Raw genomic sequence first — 15,135 nt, 5'->3', positions numbered from 1 at the left:
TCTTTGATGTTCGAGGCAGACACTGGCATGATCATGAATTCTTGGATGTCGATCGGGTTGTCCGCGTGCTCGCCACCGTTGATGATGTTCATCATCGGCACAGGCAAGATGCGCGCAGAGGAGCCGCCAATGTAGCGGTACAAAGGCAGCGCAGAGAAATCAGCAGCGGCTTTGGCAGTCGCCAAGGACACGCCCAAGATCGCGTTGGCGCCCAAGCGGCCTTTGTTCGGTGTGCCGTCAAGTTCGATCATCACCGCGTCGATGGCTTCTTGCTCTGTGGCGTCCATGCCGACAAGTGCTTCGGCAATCTCGCCGTTCACGGCTGCAACAGCTTCCAAAACGCCTTTGCCGAGGTAGCGGGATTTGTCGCCATCACGCTTTTCAACCGCTTCGTGCGCGCCAGTGGAGGCGCCAGAAGGCACAGCAGCGCGGCCGATTGTGCCGTCTTCTAGGATAACGTCGACTTCGACAGTTGGATTGCCGCGGCTGTCAAGAATTTCGCGACCGATGATATCGATGATGGTGCTCATGTGGGCGTCCCTTTGAAAGAGGTTAAATACGGGCCATTGGGGGCTTGATAGCAGTCCTGAACGGCGCGTCAACATTTGAGCGCTAACATAAGGGCACTTTGGGTGTTAGCGGTAACACATTTTGCGAGCCTATTGCCAATTTTGGCGGTTTTAGGCGCATCTTGGCCGTTTTGCGCGTGTCATCGCGGCCTCGGTCGGGGTTAAGACTTGTCGTCCAGCTTTTCGCCAAACAGCTCCATCCGGTGGCCCGTGAGCCGATATCCCAGTTTTGCGGCGATCTTTTCTTGTAGGGCTTCGATTTCAGGATCGACAAATTCGATGATTTTCCCCGTGTCCACATCAATCAAGTGATCATGATGCGCGCGTCCTGCGGCTTCATAGCGGGCACGACCATCGCCAAATTCGACCTTGGCCAGAATGCCCCGTTCTTCCAGCGTTTTCACCGTGCGGTAGACCGTCGCCAAGGACATATTCGGGTCTTGTGCACTGGCGCGGGCAAACAGCTCTTCCACATCGGGGTGGTCTTTGGAGCTGTCCAAAATCTGCGCGATGACTTTGCGCTGGCCTGTCATGCGCAGCCCGTTTTGCTTGCAGCGATTGAGAATGGTGTCGGGCATATCAGCGGCTCCGTAACTGGCCTTGCATCACCTGCACGGCTGGGCCGCTGATGGTGACGCCTGTGGGGGTTGCTTGGGCTGAAATCACAGAAGGCCGGCCCATGTCTTGGCCCTGATACAGGGTGAGATTCACCGGCGCACCTGTCTGTGTTGACATCAAATTGGCCAATGCTGCAGCGGCCGAGCCCGTGGCTGGATCTTCGGGGATGTTGTCGAGCGGGGCAAACATGCGGATGTGCACGACCTCATGATCATCTGTGCCAGCATCCGCGTCGCGCCAATAGGTGGCTTGGGAAAAATCGAGGCCCGTTGGATACATCGCGCGACCGCGTTTCATGGCGGGCAGGTCGATGTCGATGTTTGACAGGGCCGCGCGGGCGGTCAGTTCGGTGAAGGTGAACGGCACCCCCATGCTGGCCAGAACAGGCTCTGTGGCAATGTCTGAGGTCTTCACGCCCAAGACCTGAGCGATCAAATCGCGGTCTGGATGGGCGATGATGTCCAGTGCTTGGCTGGCCACAAAGGAGGCAGCCCCATCGGCGGCATGCGCAGGCAAAACGCCAACTTTCAGCTCCAAAGACAGGGCAGGGCCAAAGCCTTTATCCGCCAAGGCGACAGCCGCGCCAATGGTGGGATGACCCGCAAAAGGCAGTTCTTGCGTGGGGGTGAAAATCCGCAAATTGGCGGTGTTGGCGGGGTCTTTCGGCGACAACACAAAGACCGTTTCAGAGAAGTTGAATTCCCGCGCAATCACCTGCATCTGCGCGCTGCTCAAGGCATCCGCGTCAAACACAACCGCCAAAGGGTTGCCGCCAAAAGCGGTCTCGGTGAAGACATCATAGACCGCATAGGACAGAAGGGCTTGGTCGGAAAAGGCGAGTGTCATTTTGAGAGGTCCAGTTCAGGTGCGCGTCCAAATTGGGTGGCCAAAGCCGCGACGGTGAGGCCTTGGACGTTGATCAAAGCGACCACCAAATTGCCGATGGCGCTTGGCCGTTTCACAACACGGTCATGAAGTACCGGCCTTAAAATCAAACGTGCCACAGGTGTAGCATGCATTTGCCAAAGGCAAACCCCAAGATGTTACGTCTGAGCAGGTCTTTGCGGTGCAATCACATCGGCCCAAATTGGCAAATGATCCGATGCGCGCCGCGACAAATCCGTTTCCACAACACCTGCATCGCGCACATCAAAGGACGGCTCGTAAGCAATCCGGTCAAGGGCTGCTATCGGGCGGGACGCGTGAAACGACCGACCGGGGGCGAGCACCTCAAACGCGTCTTTCAGCGGGGCCAGGCCACCGGTGCGGGACCATTCGTTGAAATCCCCCAAAATCACAGTCGGGCGCGTGTCCAAATCGGCTAGCGCGCTGCGAATGGCGTGCAGTTGTTTTTGCCGATTGGCACGCAAAAGTCCCAAATGCACAGCCACGACGCGCAAATTCGCCAGATCGGCGACAACGGCCCCGCGCGGCTCTAACCCTGGCAGATCAATACGGTGCACCTGTTGGGCCACCGCATCTTTGCGCAGCAAAATCGCATTGCCATGCCAGCCAACTGAGACAGGCGATGTGGACACTGGCAGGGCGACAAAATCCGTATGGGTTTCAATCATGCGTTGCGGCAAGGCAGCAGGGCGTTGGCCAAGGCGCATATCGGCCTCTTGCAAGGCAACAACGTCGGCATCGATGCCGTTGATCACATCCAAAATCCGCCCCGGCGCACGACGTCTGTCGGTGCCAAGACATTTGCGCAGATTATAGGACGCCAAGCGCAGGCTTTGCGCAGGGCCTTCTTGTACCCCGTTCAATGCATCGATGTTGTGCAAAGGTTTGCTGTGGTTTTTTGGGTTATTCATACCCTTAATATGGGGACGATGGCGCGAATTTGCACCCGTTGCGCGCTTGCGTTATCAAATAAAGACGTCACATTGGCGCTTGAGGGTGCCAAGAAAGGCAACAGATGCAGTCAAAACGGCCGATTATTTCATTTAAAACGCTCACGCTGACCACCAAGCTGATTTGGCTCATGCTGGCGTTTGAATTTGTCGCGGGGCTGTTTACAGCGCGCTATTCGGTGTCGTTTTTGGCTTTGGGCACCTTTGTTTTGACCTTGGTGCCGTTCATAGTCGTGCGTCAGTTCGACGTCTATGTGCCGCGACGCTTTATGGGCGCGATCATCTTTTTCATCTTTGCCACGCTGTTTTTGGGCGAGGTGTTTGATTTCTACAATCGCTATTGGTGGTGGGATGTGGTGTTGCACGGCGGATCGGCCATCGGCTTTGGTCTGATCGGATTTTTGGCCGTGTTCATGCTGTTCCAAGGCGACCGATATGCAGCGCCCCCATTGGCGATCGGCCTGTTTGGCTTTTGTTTTGCGCTGAGCATCGGTGCACTGTGGGAGGTGTTTGAATACGCCATGGATCAGACCTTTGGCATGTCGATGCAAAAAAGCGGTTTGCAAGACACGATGTGGGATCTGATCGTCGATGCCATTGGCGGGTTGATCGGCTCAGGGGCAGGGGTGATCTATCTGATCCGCGATCAAGACACGCCCTTTGCCACGCTGTTTCGCGACTTCATCACCCACAACAAACGGTTCTTCGCCAAGTTTCGCTCAAAGTAAAGTGCTGCCTGCGTGGCCGCTTTTAGGTGCCGCAAAAGGTGTTGGGCACCACTTCGTGTGCCAGTGGCGGGCGGGTCAAATCCGTGTCGGTCTCATCCAGATGCGTCGGAGTGCTGAGCACGCGCGCAAGGCGTTTTGCGGGGGCAAAGTCGCCGGCAACCGCGGCTTGGATCGCTTGTTCCAACCTGTGCGTGCGCGGGATCAATTTGGGATTGCTCTGTGCCATCAACTGCGCGCTATTCGCTTCATCTTTGAGGCGTGTTTGCCATTTTGCATGCCACTGATCAAAGGCGTCGCGGTCGACAAATTCATCGCGCGCAACTTGCGTGCCAAGCCCTGCAAAGACATTGGTGAAATCCGCGCGCTCTTTGTCCATAAGATTGAGCAGCTCTTGTGCAAGTTCAACATCGCCGTCTTGCGGTGTGGAAATCCCAAGCTTGGCGCAAAACACAGCCTGCCATTCGGCTTGGAACAATGCGGGGAATGCGTTGAGCGTTTGGGTCAGCACTTCGACCGCAGTCTCTTGGCTGCCCAGTTCTTCGGCCAGCAAAAGCACTAAGCTTGACCCAAGCTGCGCAAGGTTCCATCCGGCGATATTGGATTGCTGATCAAAGGCATAGCGGCCATTGCGATCAATCGACGAATACACCGCATTGGCCGCGTATCCGTCAATAAACGCACAAGGGCCGTAGTCAATTGTCTCGCCTGACACGGCCATATTGTCAGTGTTCATCACCCCGTGCACAAAGCCCAAGCCCATCCATTTGGCGATCAACTTGGCTTGTGCGGCCACGATTGCCTCATACACGCCAATGGTGCCAACAGCGCCCGCGAAATGACGCATGCGCACATGATCCACAAGCTGCTTGACCGCTTCTGTATCGCTGCGCGCGGCGAAATATTGAAAGGTGCCGACGCGAATGTGACTGGCCGCAACCCGTGTGATCACGCCGCCCGGATAGGCCTGTTCGCGCTGAACTTTCGCGCCCGTGGCCGTTGCCGCCAAAGCGCGCGTTGTTGGCACATCCATCGCCGCCATAAATTCCGACACGATATATTCGCGCAGCACAGGCCCCAGCCAATTGCGCCCGTCGCCATTGCGCGAGTAGGGCGTGCGGCCAGCGCCTTTGAGCTGAATATCAAAACGCCCCTGATCGGTCACAACTTCGCCCAGCATGATGGCGCGCCCATCTCCTAAGCGTGGCACCCAGCCGCCAAATTGATGCGCGGCATAGACCTGAGCAATGGGCTCTGCGCCTTCTGGCAGGGTGTTGCCCGTCAAAATATCGGGGCGTTCCGCCCAGTCAGAGACGCCCAACATCTGCGCCAATTCTGTGTTGAACAAAATGATCTCAGGGGATGGCACAGGGTCGGGCTCGACGCGGCTGTAAAACTGATCCGGCAGGCGGGCGTAGCTGTTATCGAATTGCGGCATAGGGCACACCTGACAGGTTTGAGGAACGGCGTTAAAGCGTGGCGATACGCTGGTTCAAAAGGTCGAAAAACGCATCGGCATCAATGTCACCCATGAACATCGCATTGGGCGCACGATCTGTCACGCCCCACCAATCGGCCACGGTCATGCCGCGGGTCAGCTCTGATTTGGTCTCGATCTCAACATTGATAAACCGCCCCGAAAACATGTCGGGATTGATCAGATAGGCAATCACGGTCGGATCGTGCAAAGGCCCGCCAGCGGAGCCGTATTTTTCAATGTCAAAGCGTTCAAAAAAATCCATCCATCCAAGGACCACGTCGCCCACATGCCCCATGGCTTTGAAGGGATCAAGACGCTCTTGGGTCACCAAGGCTTTGTGGGTCACATCGAGTGGCATCACCACAAGTTTAACGCCAGATTTAAACACAATTTCAGCGGCTTCTGGGTCGACGTAAATGTTAAACTCAGCGGCAGGTGTGATGTTGCCCACCTCAAAATACGCCCCGCCCATCAGCACGATTTCTTGCACGCGCGCGATGATATCTGGCGCGCGCTCAAAGGCCGTGGCGATGTTTGTCAGCGGCCCCATTGGGCAAAGCGTGACGGTGCCACTTGGCTCGGCGCGCAGGGTGTCGATGATGAAATCCACGCCGTGCTGGTCTTGCAGCGGCATCTTAGGGTCGGGCAATTCGATGCCGTCCAAGCCGCTGACGCCGTGTACATGTTCGGCCGTGACCAATGTGTGCGCCATCGGTTTTTCGCAGCCCGCATAGACCAAAACGTCGGGGCGCCCAGCCACTTCGCAGACTTTACGCGCGTTCTTTGCGGTTAAGGCCACGGGCACATTGCCGGCCACAGCCGTGATGCCCAAGACGTCGACCTCGGGCGATGCCAAGGCCAGTAAAATGGCGACGGCATCGTCTTGGCCGGGGTCTGTATCGATGATGATCTTGCGCGGTTGCGTCATGCTGAAGCCCTCAATTGCGACACGTCGAGAGGGCACATTGGCGCGGTGGTTTTGAGATGTAAAGCCTTAGCGGCGGATCGCACGCGCACCGGATGCAGAGCGCACTGTAATCGTGCGGATGCCCGCAAGGTCAGCCGCAGAAATCGAGCGCGCCACGTTCAACCGACGTTGGTTTTCGGTGCCGACCACAGTCGCTTCTTTCGGAGGACGTGCTTTGAAATCAAGCACCAACTCAGACGGGGCGCCGCCTCTGACTCGCACCAATTCGGCATCGTAATAGCCAACCGTTGGCAAGACCGAAATCGCCGTGACAATCGCGCCAGAGGCGGATTTGACGATAATCACATCAGACACGCTTGGGACCAAAGGACGGGTGTCGATGAAATTCGCGTAACCATTGCGCGGGGCAAGTGTCGGCAAAACGGTAATTTTTTGGCCATCTTCGGTGAGCGGCACCTCGGTGGAAGGCCCGAACCAATTGAATGGATTCAGGTTAGAACTGCTGACACTCGCGCAGCCCCCCAAAAGGGACAAAGCCAATACTGATGTGATCATCTGACGCCGCATGTCTACTTCCTTTGAGATTTGTGCACTTGTGCGTAAAACATTTCGACGAGTTTGAAAAGGGATTCCCCATATTTGCAGCGGGTGAATTGAATCAACTTGGCTGGACCTTATTCCCCCGAAGCCTTATGTCTTGCGCAAGTGAAGACAGGAGCGTTCCAGATGGCCAATGAAACCTTTGAAGACCTCGCAGAGACCTTTGAGTTTCTCGACGATTGGGAAGATCGCTACCGCCATGTGATCGATATGGGCAAAGCCTTTCCCGTGCTGGATCCCGCGTTTCAGGTGCCTGCAACCAAGGTCGAAGGCTGTGCCTCGCAAGTGTGGTTGGTGCCAAGCTTTGACGGGCAGGGGGCTGAGGCGGTTTTTGATTTCAAAGGCGGCTCTGATGCGATGATCGTGCAAGGGTTGATTGCCGTGCTGCACGCTTTGTACTCTGGTCTTACCGCGGCAGAAGTGGCTGAAACCGATGCTTTGGCAGAACTCGGCCGTTTGGGTCTGAACGATCACCTGTCGGCGCAGCGCTCAAACGGCGTGCGGGCGATGGTGGCACGCATTCACGAGACAGCCGCAGCGCATCTGGCGGGTTAAAACCCGTATCGCAAGCTAGGCCTCGCGTTTCAAAAACTCAGTGAGATCGCCGTACCCTGTGTGGCGGTGCTCAAACCGAAGCCCCAAACGGTCAGCGCAGTCTTGGGCTTTGGCCAGCAAAGCGGCATCCTCGGTTTGCGCCAAATAGACCAGCGCCTCATAATTGCCAAAATACATGTCGCGCAGATCAGGATAGCGATCCAAGCCCAAAGGCTGCCACACGAAAGCATCGAATTGGCGGGCCAAAAAGTCGGTCAGGAAAAAGCTGGTGACTTCACCGCGCTGCTCAAACTGCTGCGCGCCATCGAAAAACGCATAGCAATGCGGCGCGTCAATCAGCGTGGCGCCAAGCCTGTCGCAAGTGGCCTGCAACAGCCCACCCGTGCCGCAATCACCGTAAGCAACAAGGATATGATCATAGGCGTCTTGGTACTTTTCAATCACCTTTTCAACGGCTTGCGGGATGTCTTTGGGCGTATTGTGCAAGATGGCAGGCAAGCAGGTCAGCGTCAGATGATCCAGCTTGTTGGCCTTGATAATCGCAAGGATTTCACGCGCCAAAGCCCCGCAGGCGATGACCAAGGTTTTGCCTGTCCCAAAATGGCGAAGCCCCACATCACGCAGGGCTTCATCATCAATATTTAGACTGTGATCGGGCACGTGCCCTTACGCCTGATTGTGGCGGCGCGCGATCATGGATTTCGCGGTTTCCACAGCAATCGCCGCATCATCACAGTAAGCATCCGCGCCGATGGCTTTGCCGAACTCTTCGTTCAACGGCGCACCGCCGACCAAGACGATGTAATCCTCGCGTTTGCCCATCTCGGTGAGCTGATCAATGACGACCTTCATGTAAGGCATCGTCGTGGTCAAAAGCGCGGACATGCCGATGATGTCACAGCCTTCACTGATGGCGGTGTTGATGTAGTCTTCGGCGGGGTTGTTGATGCCCAGATCGATGATTTCAAAGCCTGCGCCTTCCATCATCATCGCCACAAGGTTCTTGCCGATGTCGTGGATGTCGCCTTTAACGGTGCCGATGACCATCTTGCCCATCTTGGGCGCGCCTGTTTCAACCAAAAGCGGCTTCAAAATCGCCATGCCGCCCTTCATCGCTTGGGCAGAACGCAGCACTTCAGGCACAAACAAAATACCGTCTCGGAAGTCATCGCCCACGATCTGCATGCCCAAGACAAGCGACTTGGTCAGGATGTCGTAAGGCACCCAACCGCGATCCAACAGAATGGTGACGGCTTCGGCAATCTCGTCTTTGAGACCGTCGTACAAATCGTCCATCATCTGTTCCACAAGCTCAGAATCGTTGAGATCGGCTAGGATGAGATCGCCTTCTTGATCAGACATGTGCAGTTCCTTTTGTGGTCGCGCGGTGGAGGGCCCGCGCTGTTATATTTCGGCCTAGCCTATTCGAGAGGGCTTGGCAAATGTTCTCATTTTGTTCTAGATGTAGAGCATGGCATATGATTCCACACTCCCCCTTGGTCCGGCGTTGCCGCTGGGCCTGAAAGTCAAAGCCCGCGGCGCGTCGTCCAATGCGGTTGGCCGCTTTGAACGGCTGGCCCGCGAAACCTATATCGACGGCTGGGATGCGCCCTTTGAGGAAACGCTTTTGCGCACCACCACGGTGGATGAACGCCCGCGCAAACTCATTTCGCGCAACAATAGCCCCGATTTGCCGTTTGACCGCTCGATCAACCCTTATAGGGGCTGCGAACATGGGTGCAGTTACTGTTTCGCCCGCCCGAGCCACGCCTATTTGGGCCTGTCTGCGGGGTTGGACTTTGAAACACGTCTGACCCGCAAAAAGGACGCCGCCGAGGTTTTGACGCGCGAATTGTCCGCCAAATCCTATGATGTTGCTCCGATTGCCATTGGCACCAACACCGATCCGTACCAACCGATCGAGGCGCGCGACCGCGTGATGCGCGACCTGTTGACGGTGCTCAACGACCACAACCATCCGGTGGCGATCACCACCAAAGGCACTTTGGTGGAACGCGACATTGATATTCTGCGCGATATGGCCGCCAAGGGCCTGGTGCATGTGGGCATTTCGGTGACCACCTTGGGATCGACCCTGTCGCGCCAATTGGAACCGCGCGCGCCCGCGCCCGCACGGCGTTTGAAAACCATTCGGATGCTCAGTGATGCGGGCATTCCTGTGCGCGCTATGGTGGCGCCCGTTATTCCGGCGCTCACCGATCACGAACTTGAGGCCATCATGGCCGCCTGTGCCAAAAACGGTGCGCAGGCCGCGAGCTACATCATGTTGCGTTTGCCCCGCGAGGTCGCGCCCTTGTTTCAAGAATGGCTGGCCGAACATGTGCCCGACCGTGCCCAACGGGTGATGAACCGCGTGCGTGATTTGCACGGGGGCAAGGACTACGACAGCGCCTTTGCCACGCGGATGAAGGGGCAGGGCGACTGGGCCGACCTGATGGCCAAGCGCTTTGACATCGCGCTCAACCGCACAGGTCTGCACCGCAAACTGCCGCGCCTGAGGCGCGACGCGTTTCGCGTGCCGCCCAAAGCGGGCGACCAATTGTCGTTGTTTTGACCCCTGCATGGTCATCTCGCGTCAAACCCGAGCGATTAGCTGCGGCGGCGGCGTGAAGAGGACCGGTCGCGTGTTGGACCTTTGTCATCTGTGCCGTCTGATGGAGAGGAAAAACCACCAAGCTTTTCGGTGATTTGCTCAAGCGTTGGACGCTCGCCGCGCGGGCGTGTTTCCAAAGCTGCGCGCATCGCCCGCAAGTGCTCTGGCGTGGTGCCACAGCAGCCGCCGATGATCGTCGCGCCGGCGTCGCGCGCCATGCAAGCGTAATCGGCCATCAGTTCTGGCGTGCCATCGTAGTGGATGTGGCCATCGTGGTATTTCGGAATGCCCGCGTTGCCTTTGGCAATAATCGGACGGCCTGTGCCTTGGGCGGAAAAGCCCAACACGGTGCGCAGCAAATCAGAAGATCCGACGCCACAGTTCGCGCCGTAAGCCACAGGTGGGTTTTCGATTTTCTCAACCAATTGCGCCATTTGCGTGGAGGTGACGCCCATCATGGTGCGCCCTGCGGTGTCAAAAGACATGGTGCCCGCCCACGTCATGCCCGCCAAACGCGCGCCTTCTGCGGCGGCACGGTATTCTTCTGGGGCAGAAATCGTTTCGATCCACAGCACATCTGCGCCGCCCGCTTTCAAGCCTTCGGCTTGCTCGTGGAACATCTCGACCGCATCGGCAAAGCTCAGCGTACCAGTGGGCTCCATGATGTCGCCTGTTGGGCCAACGGACCCTGCGACAACCACGGTGCGGCCAGATTTATCGGCCACTTCGCGACCGATTTCGGCAGCGGCTTTGTTCAGCTCATGCACGCGCGATTGCGCATCGTGCAGTTTCAAACGCGACGCGTTGCCGCCAAAGGAGTTGGTCAAGAAGATGTCAGATCCTGCGTTGACCGCACCTTCATAGAGTTTGGTGATGTTGTCTTGTTTTTCTACGTTCCACAATTCAGGCGCGTCGCCAGATTGCAGGCCCATGTTGAACAAAGTCGTTCCAGTGGCGCCGTCGGCCAAAAGCCAATCGCGTTCGCTGAGCAGGCGGGTGAGGGCGTCAGTCATGGTAAATTCCGGTCTATTGGGGCCGCGCAGAAACTGCGGGCAGTGTTTGGATATGCGTGTGGCTCGGGGAACCTCCCGCATTGGTTTGGCAGCGGTGTGCCAGATGTGCGCGCGTTACGCAAATTCATTCATGTCATAACGATTATGAAATTTGTGCAGGTCTAGGCGAAATTTGGGTATCAATACAGCGCAACACCAAAGTGACATCTGACGGCAGAGGCGCCGCTTAGCGCTTGCGCCGTCCAAACAAACGCAATGTTGCGTGAGTGGCAAAGCGGCTGGCGCGCATCGGATTGCTGCGCACGGGGCGCGGCGGGGCGGTGACACGGCGCACGATATCCATGCAGGCCACGGCCAAGGCAACGCGGTTTGGCGCTGCAAGATAAAGCGTTTCCCAGTTTGGCCCGAACGAGGCTTTGAACCGTTTCAAACCGGTGTGTCTTGATTTTCGCAAGAACCGCTGGCGCAGCCATGCTGTGATGGGCGAGGTGTCGTCGCCAGACCATGGCACCGCCGCCAAGGACACGCGCGGGCATCCGTAGGTCGAGGCGGCGTCCAGCGCGGCCACGATGAGCATTTGAATGGTGCCATCGGGCGCGTCTGATGTGTTGCGCATCAAATCCAGCGTCATTTCATTGCGGGTTTCATGCAGCGTAATAAAGGCAACGAGGCGGTCGTCTTTATGGGCCAAAAAGACGCGCTGGCAGGTGATATAGGCACGATCATAGGCGCCCATTGAAAAACCACGCTCACCGCCGCGATTGGATTTCCAGTCTTGTGCGACGCGGTCCATGTCCGCCAAAGGCAAAACGCGGCCACCTTCGGACACTGTGACGCCTGCGTCCTGGGCTTTGCGCAGCACACGGCGCAATTGGCGGCGCGACGCCCCATCTGTGGTGAAGGATTTGGGGTCGAGCCATGCTTCTTCGGCGGTGGGGATGACCTGCCAGCCGGCGCGGCGGGCGCTGGCGGCCATTTTGGCACCGCACTTGTAGATCGCGGGCATGCGAAATTTCGCGCGTGCGGTTTGGCTCAGCGCGAGACGGGCTTCATCGGCGCTTGTGTTGGAATCCAACGGATCCGACAGCATCACGAGGGACTGACCAATCGGGGCGGCGAGGCCGACGTGATGGCCTGCATTATTCGTAAGCAGGGAAAAGTCCCGCGTGCGCAACAAATTGGTTTCGGCGCGTGGCGCTGCAAACACTTGCCGTTCCACTTGCGGCGACAAAAACGGTGACGCATTGGTTTTTGTCAGCTTTGCTTCCTTGGACAGATTGCAGCCACGTGGGCCGATGGCAATCAGAACAGTCGCGACCGTCGCAGGCACGCCGTAATAGGCGATGCGATAGGCGATGACGGCGCCCAAAAGCGGCTCCAGAGGCACAGACGTGGGCAAAAGCGAGGCCAGCATGGCCTCAAACGGGCCAACACCGCCGGGTGTTGCGCCAACAAGGCCTGCGCCCAAAGCAAACAGATAGGCGGCAATCAAATGCCCCGCATCGACCAAGACTTGCGGCGGCAACAGAATGTAGAGCGTGAGCCCTGCGAGCACGGTGTCGATGGCGGCCAAAAGCACCACGGTGCCCATGGTGCGCAAGGACGGCCATGGCCAACGGACGATGGGTTTCGGCGGAAAGATCGACAGGGCGGCCATGCCGCCTGCAACGCTGACAGCCAAAATGGCGAGGGTTTTCATCCAAGGAATATCAGGCTGGATGATCAACACCGCGCAGGCTGCGACCACGGCCCAACCAGCCAAAAAGGAAAGTGCCACGGCCGCAGACAGGCGCGCGGCTTGCCAAAGTGTCAGTTCAGGCAGCATGCGCCAGCGAATAAGCGTGCCTGTGAGAGCCCCGAAACCCAAAAATTGCGACAACCCGATGGCGGCGATGCCTGAGCGACGGGCGGCGGCTCTGGAAATACCGGTGCCGAGCTGCGCATGGAGCACCGAGTCGTACCGGCCTACGGCCCAAAAACTGCCGGCGGTGGTGAGCATTGCCAGCGCCCATTGTTGGGGTTTGACTGTGGACACCGTGTTCATGATGGCCATGACATCAAGCCCAGAGACCTTTTCCCACAGTAAGAATACAACCAGCGCTGTCATCAAGAATGGGACAGCTTGTTTGATCACAAGGGTGCGCACCCCTGCGGGCTTGGGCGCAGTCGGGGGCGGGGTGTAATCTGTGAGAGCGGGCTGGTCGCCCATAGCACGGCGGATTGGAGGCAGCTCAGGCGCGGCAGGGTCACTTGTTTGCAGATCAAACGTGGCATGGCGCATAGGCGGATTTGTGACCTTTTGGGCTGGCGTTTTTGGCGCTGTGATGGGCGTTGAGGTCATAGGTTTAGGGTCTTTTGTGCCAATGCTTCATTAATGCGCAGCAAAATTTTGTGAAAGATTTTAAACTTTTACAGCGCAATTTTGGTGCAAAGCTGTGAGATCAGCCATGTGGTTGCGGCCTGTGCAGGTGGAGGGTAGCATGCGAAAACGGCCCGCAAAAGCAGGCCGTTTCTATCGCATTGCGACACCTGTGATGTCACGTGAGGTCAGGGGGATTAGCCCGCCAATTCACCTTTTGCTTGGATCAAGCATTCGCCGCGTTTTGCGCGCACGGTGGCCTCATCAGATTTGTCGCCGAGGTCTGCAACCACTTTGCGAATGACGTCGTCGTGGCCAGCTTCTTCAAAGTCGGCTTTGATCACTTCCAAAGCGTAAGCTTCCGCGTCGTCTTTGCCCAAAAGTTCTGCGGCCCAAAGACCCAAAAGTTTGTTGGCGCGCGCGTCGGCTTTGAATTTCATTTCTTCGTCATGAGCGAATTTGGTTTCGAAGGCAGCTTCGCGTTCGTCAAAAGTTGTCATGGTTCGTCCTCCAAAGGGTGTTTGAATAAGATATGACGCCCCTCGGCGCGGGCTTCAAGAGGGAATGGCAATGCGCGTTCGAAAGTCGCAGTCAAAATCAAGGCGCGCGGGATGTCGCGGCATGCGTCACGGCATGCATTGCGTCGTGTTTTGCGTGAATTGCCCAACAGATGTGAGAATATGACCATTTGGTAACAGATAACACAGCGCGTTTGCCCCCCGTGATCTTGCTTGGTCGGGCTGCTTGCCCTAAAGAGCCACCTAAAGAGGCTGGATGAATGATTCCCGGCCCCCTTATCTGTTTGGAGACCCCATGGCGCGTGGTAAAAAGATCTACGAAGGCAAAGCAAAGACACTTTATGAGGGTCCTGAGCCGGGCACATTGATTCAATATTTCAAAGACGACGCCACTGCGTTCAACGCAGAGAAGAAGGCCGTTGTCGATGGCAAGGGTGTTTTGAACAACCGCCTGTCCGAGTTCTTTATGCAAGGGCTCAACAGCATCGGTGTTCCGAACCACTTTATCAAACGTCTCAACATGCGTGAGCAATTGATCCGCCAATGTGAGATTGTTCCTTTGGAAGTGATCGTGCGCAACTATGCGGCGGGGTCCATGTCCAAACGTTTGGGCATTGAAGAGGGCACACAGTTGCCACGTCCGATTATTGAATTTTCCTACAAAGACGATGATCTTGGCGATCCTTTGGTGCCAGAAGAATACATCATCGCTTTTGGCTGGGCCTCTCAGCAAGACATGGACGACATCGTCGCGCTTGCATTGCGCGTGAACGATTACCTGTCTGGCGTGATGTACGGCGTTGGCATCAAATTGATCGATTTCAAAATCGAAATCGGCCGCGTTTGGGAAGGCGACTTCATGCGCTTGATCGTTGCGGATGAAATTTCACCTGACAGCTGCCGTTTGTGGGACATCGAGTCTGGGCAAAAGCTCGACAAAGACGTGTTCCGCCGCGATTTGGGCAACCTGACAGACGCCTACACTGAAGTGGCACGTCGTTTGGGCGTTTTGCCGACAAACGGTCCGGCTGCGACAAACTCTGTGATCAACTAAGCTGCGGCGCACCCGCATCTGATACGACTGACAAAGACTTAGACCTCCAAAGAAAGGGTCCCTGACTATGAAAGCCCGCGTTAACGTAATGCTGAAAAACGGTGTTTTGGACCCACAAGGCGCAGCCGTGCGCCACGCGCTTGGCGCTTTGGGCTTTGACGGCGTCAACGATGTGCGCCAAGGCAAAGTGATCGAATTGGATCTGGCCGATGGAACATCTGAAGACACCATCAAGGACATGTGCGA

16 protein-coding genes and 1 pseudogene are annotated in these 15,135 nt (G+C 56.8%); 5 read left to right on the top strand and 12 right to left on the bottom strand.

All coding sequences use genetic code 11. The features are described from left to right. From eno to ABF287_RS15015, 4 genes and pseudogenes are all read right to left on the bottom strand, one after another. Nucleotides 1-530: pseudogene (gene eno / locus ABF287_RS15030) on the bottom strand (phosphopyruvate hydratase); the annotation flags it as partial. A gap of 200 nt (nt 531-730) precedes the next feature. Further along, the gene (locus ABF287_RS15025; protein WP_347185811.1) at nt 731-1,147 is read right to left on the bottom strand and encodes a Fur family transcriptional regulator; all 417 of its coding nucleotides are present in this window, start codon (nt 1,145-1,147) and stop codon (nt 731-733) included. Nucleotide 1,148: 1 nt separating this feature from the next. After that, entirely contained in the window at nt 1,149-2,033 is an 885-nt protein-coding gene (locus ABF287_RS15020; protein WP_347185810.1) for a PhzF family phenazine biosynthesis protein, read from the bottom strand. Nucleotides 2,034-2,230: 197 nt separating this feature from the next. Continuing rightward, on the bottom strand, nt 2,231-3,004 hold the full coding sequence (locus ABF287_RS15015) for an endonuclease/exonuclease/phosphatase family protein (RefSeq protein WP_347185809.1): 774 nt from the start codon (nt 3,002-3,004) through the stop codon (nt 2,231-2,233). A 104-nt stretch (nt 3,005-3,108) separates the two neighbouring features. Here ABF287_RS15015 and ABF287_RS15010 point away from each other — a divergent pair, with 104 nt between their 5' ends. Beyond that, entirely contained in the window at nt 3,109-3,771 is a 663-nt protein-coding gene (locus ABF287_RS15010; RefSeq protein ID WP_347185808.1) for a hypothetical protein, read from the top strand. A 22-nt stretch (nt 3,772-3,793) separates the two neighbouring features. Here the strand turns inward: ABF287_RS15010 and ABF287_RS15005 are convergent, their stop codons facing one another. The 3 genes from ABF287_RS15005 to ABF287_RS14995 form a co-directional block, all read right to left on the bottom strand. Beyond that, nucleotides 3,794-5,206, bottom strand: coding sequence for a protein adenylyltransferase SelO family protein (locus ABF287_RS15005; RefSeq protein ID WP_347185807.1), 1,413 nt, complete (start codon nt 5,204-5,206; stop codon nt 3,794-3,796). A 31-nt stretch (nt 5,207-5,237) separates the two neighbouring features. After that, nucleotides 5,238-6,176, bottom strand: coding sequence for a nucleoside hydrolase (locus ABF287_RS15000; protein ID WP_347185806.1), 939 nt, complete (start codon nt 6,174-6,176; stop codon nt 5,238-5,240). Between the two features lie 66 nt (nt 6,177-6,242). Then, nucleotides 6,243-6,743 carry a hypothetical protein gene (locus tag ABF287_RS14995; protein WP_347185805.1) on the bottom strand — a complete coding sequence of 167 codons (501 nt, stop codon included), beginning with the start codon at nt 6,741-6,743 and terminating at the stop codon, nt 6,243-6,245. A 159-nt stretch (nt 6,744-6,902) separates the two neighbouring features. Between ABF287_RS14995 and ABF287_RS14990 the strand changes: the two genes are divergently transcribed. After that, nucleotides 6,903-7,331 carry a SufE family protein gene (locus ABF287_RS14990; RefSeq protein WP_347185804.1) on the top strand — a complete coding sequence of 143 codons (429 nt, stop codon included), beginning with the start codon at nt 6,903-6,905 and terminating at the stop codon, nt 7,329-7,331. Between the two features lie 15 nt (nt 7,332-7,346). Here the strand turns inward: ABF287_RS14990 and ABF287_RS14985 are convergent, their stop codons facing one another. Then, nucleotides 7,347-7,991, bottom strand: coding sequence for a DUF1638 domain-containing protein (locus ABF287_RS14985; RefSeq protein ID WP_347185803.1), 645 nt, complete (start codon nt 7,989-7,991; stop codon nt 7,347-7,349). Between the two features lie 6 nt (nt 7,992-7,997). After that, nucleotides 7,998-8,693: a B12-binding domain-containing protein gene (locus ABF287_RS14980; RefSeq protein ID WP_347185802.1), complete on the bottom strand. Its 696-nt coding sequence runs from the start codon at nt 8,691-8,693 to the stop codon at nt 7,998-8,000. A gap of 109 nt (nt 8,694-8,802) precedes the next feature. On the opposite strand from ABF287_RS14980, the gene ABF287_RS14975 reads away from it, so the two are divergent. Next, the gene (locus ABF287_RS14975) at nt 8,803-9,906 is read left to right on the top strand and encodes a PA0069 family radical SAM protein (RefSeq protein ID WP_347185801.1); all 1,104 of its coding nucleotides are present in this window, start codon (nt 8,803-8,805) and stop codon (nt 9,904-9,906) included. Nucleotides 9,907-9,941: 35 nt separating this feature from the next. Here the strand turns inward: ABF287_RS14975 and bmt are convergent, their stop codons facing one another. The 3 genes from bmt to ABF287_RS14960 form a co-directional block, all read right to left on the bottom strand. After that, nucleotides 9,942-10,958: a betaine--homocysteine S-methyltransferase gene (bmt, locus tag ABF287_RS14970; RefSeq protein ID WP_347185800.1), complete on the bottom strand. Its 1,017-nt coding sequence runs from the start codon at nt 10,956-10,958 to the stop codon at nt 9,942-9,944. A 226-nt stretch (nt 10,959-11,184) separates the two neighbouring features. Further along, complete coding sequence (locus tag ABF287_RS14965; protein WP_347185799.1) at nt 11,185-13,299, bottom strand: phosphatidylglycerol lysyltransferase domain-containing protein; 2,115 nt, start codon at nt 13,297-13,299, stop codon at nt 11,185-11,187. 215 nt (nt 13,300-13,514) lie between these two features. After that, a complete protein-coding gene (locus tag ABF287_RS14960; RefSeq protein WP_347185798.1) occupies nt 13,515-13,817 on the bottom strand; it encodes a DUF1476 domain-containing protein in 303 nt (100 codons plus the stop codon). A 313-nt stretch (nt 13,818-14,130) separates the two neighbouring features. Here ABF287_RS14960 and purC point away from each other — a divergent pair, with 313 nt between their 5' ends. Together purC and purS are read left to right on the top strand one after the other, a co-directional pair. Beyond that, a complete protein-coding gene (gene purC / locus ABF287_RS14955) occupies nt 14,131-14,889 on the top strand; it encodes a phosphoribosylaminoimidazolesuccinocarboxamide synthase (RefSeq protein WP_347185797.1) in 759 nt (252 codons plus the stop codon). A gap of 67 nt (nt 14,890-14,956) precedes the next feature. Beyond that, nucleotides 14,957-15,135, top strand: a 179-nt coding sequence (gene purS / locus ABF287_RS14950; protein ID WP_347185812.1) for a phosphoribosylformylglycinamidine synthase subunit PurS, incomplete at its 3' end; no start/stop codon positions are given.

Origin of the sequence: Pacificibacter sp. (genome assembly GCF_039769035.1) — a bacterium.
In the GTDB taxonomy this organism is placed as follows: Bacteria; Pseudomonadota; Alphaproteobacteria; order Rhodobacterales; family Rhodobacteraceae; genus Celeribacter.
The sequence above is the reverse complement of the archived record's forward strand: the minus strand, read 5'-3'. Positions and strand labels throughout refer to the sequence as shown.

Excerpts from the sequence above, each read along its gene's own strand:
- ABF287_RS15005 (WP_347185807.1), bottom strand. The coding sequence starts at position 5,206 with ATGCCGCAATTCGATAACAGCTACGCCCGCCTGCCGGATCAGTTTTAC.
- ABF287_RS14995 (WP_347185805.1), bottom strand. The coding sequence starts at position 6,743 with ATGCGGCGTCAGATGATCACATCAGTATTGGCTTTGTCCCTTTTGGGG.
- ABF287_RS15015 (WP_347185809.1), bottom strand. The coding sequence starts at position 3,004 with ATGAATAACCCAAAAAACCACAGCAAACCTTTGCACAACATCGATGCA.
- ABF287_RS15000 (WP_347185806.1), bottom strand. The coding sequence starts at position 6,176 with ATGACGCAACCGCGCAAGATCATCATCGATACAGACCCCGGCCAAGAC.
- ABF287_RS14980 (WP_347185802.1), bottom strand. The coding sequence starts at position 8,693 with ATGTCTGATCAAGAAGGCGATCTCATCCTAGCCGATCTCAACGATTCT.
- ABF287_RS15025 (WP_347185811.1), bottom strand. The coding sequence starts at position 1,147 with ATGCCCGACACCATTCTCAATCGCTGCAAGCAAAACGGGCTGCGCATG.
- bmt (WP_347185800.1), bottom strand. The coding sequence starts at position 10,958 with ATGACTGACGCCCTCACCCGCCTGCTCAGCGAACGCGATTGGCTTTTG.
- ABF287_RS15010 (WP_347185808.1), top strand. The coding sequence starts at position 3,109 with ATGCAGTCAAAACGGCCGATTATTTCATTTAAAACGCTCACGCTGACC.
- ABF287_RS14975 (WP_347185801.1), top strand. The coding sequence starts at position 8,803 with ATGGCATATGATTCCACACTCCCCCTTGGTCCGGCGTTGCCGCTGGGC.
- purC (WP_347185797.1), top strand. The coding sequence starts at position 14,131 with ATGGCGCGTGGTAAAAAGATCTACGAAGGCAAAGCAAAGACACTTTAT.
- ABF287_RS15020 (WP_347185810.1), bottom strand. The coding sequence starts at position 2,033 with ATGACACTCGCCTTTTCCGACCAAGCCCTTCTGTCCTATGCGGTCTAT.
- ABF287_RS14990 (WP_347185804.1), top strand. The coding sequence starts at position 6,903 with ATGGCCAATGAAACCTTTGAAGACCTCGCAGAGACCTTTGAGTTTCTC.
- ABF287_RS14965 (WP_347185799.1), bottom strand. The coding sequence starts at position 13,299 with ATGACCTCAACGCCCATCACAGCGCCAAAAACGCCAGCCCAAAAGGTC.
- ABF287_RS14960 (WP_347185798.1), bottom strand. The coding sequence starts at position 13,817 with ATGACAACTTTTGACGAACGCGAAGCTGCCTTCGAAACCAAATTCGCT.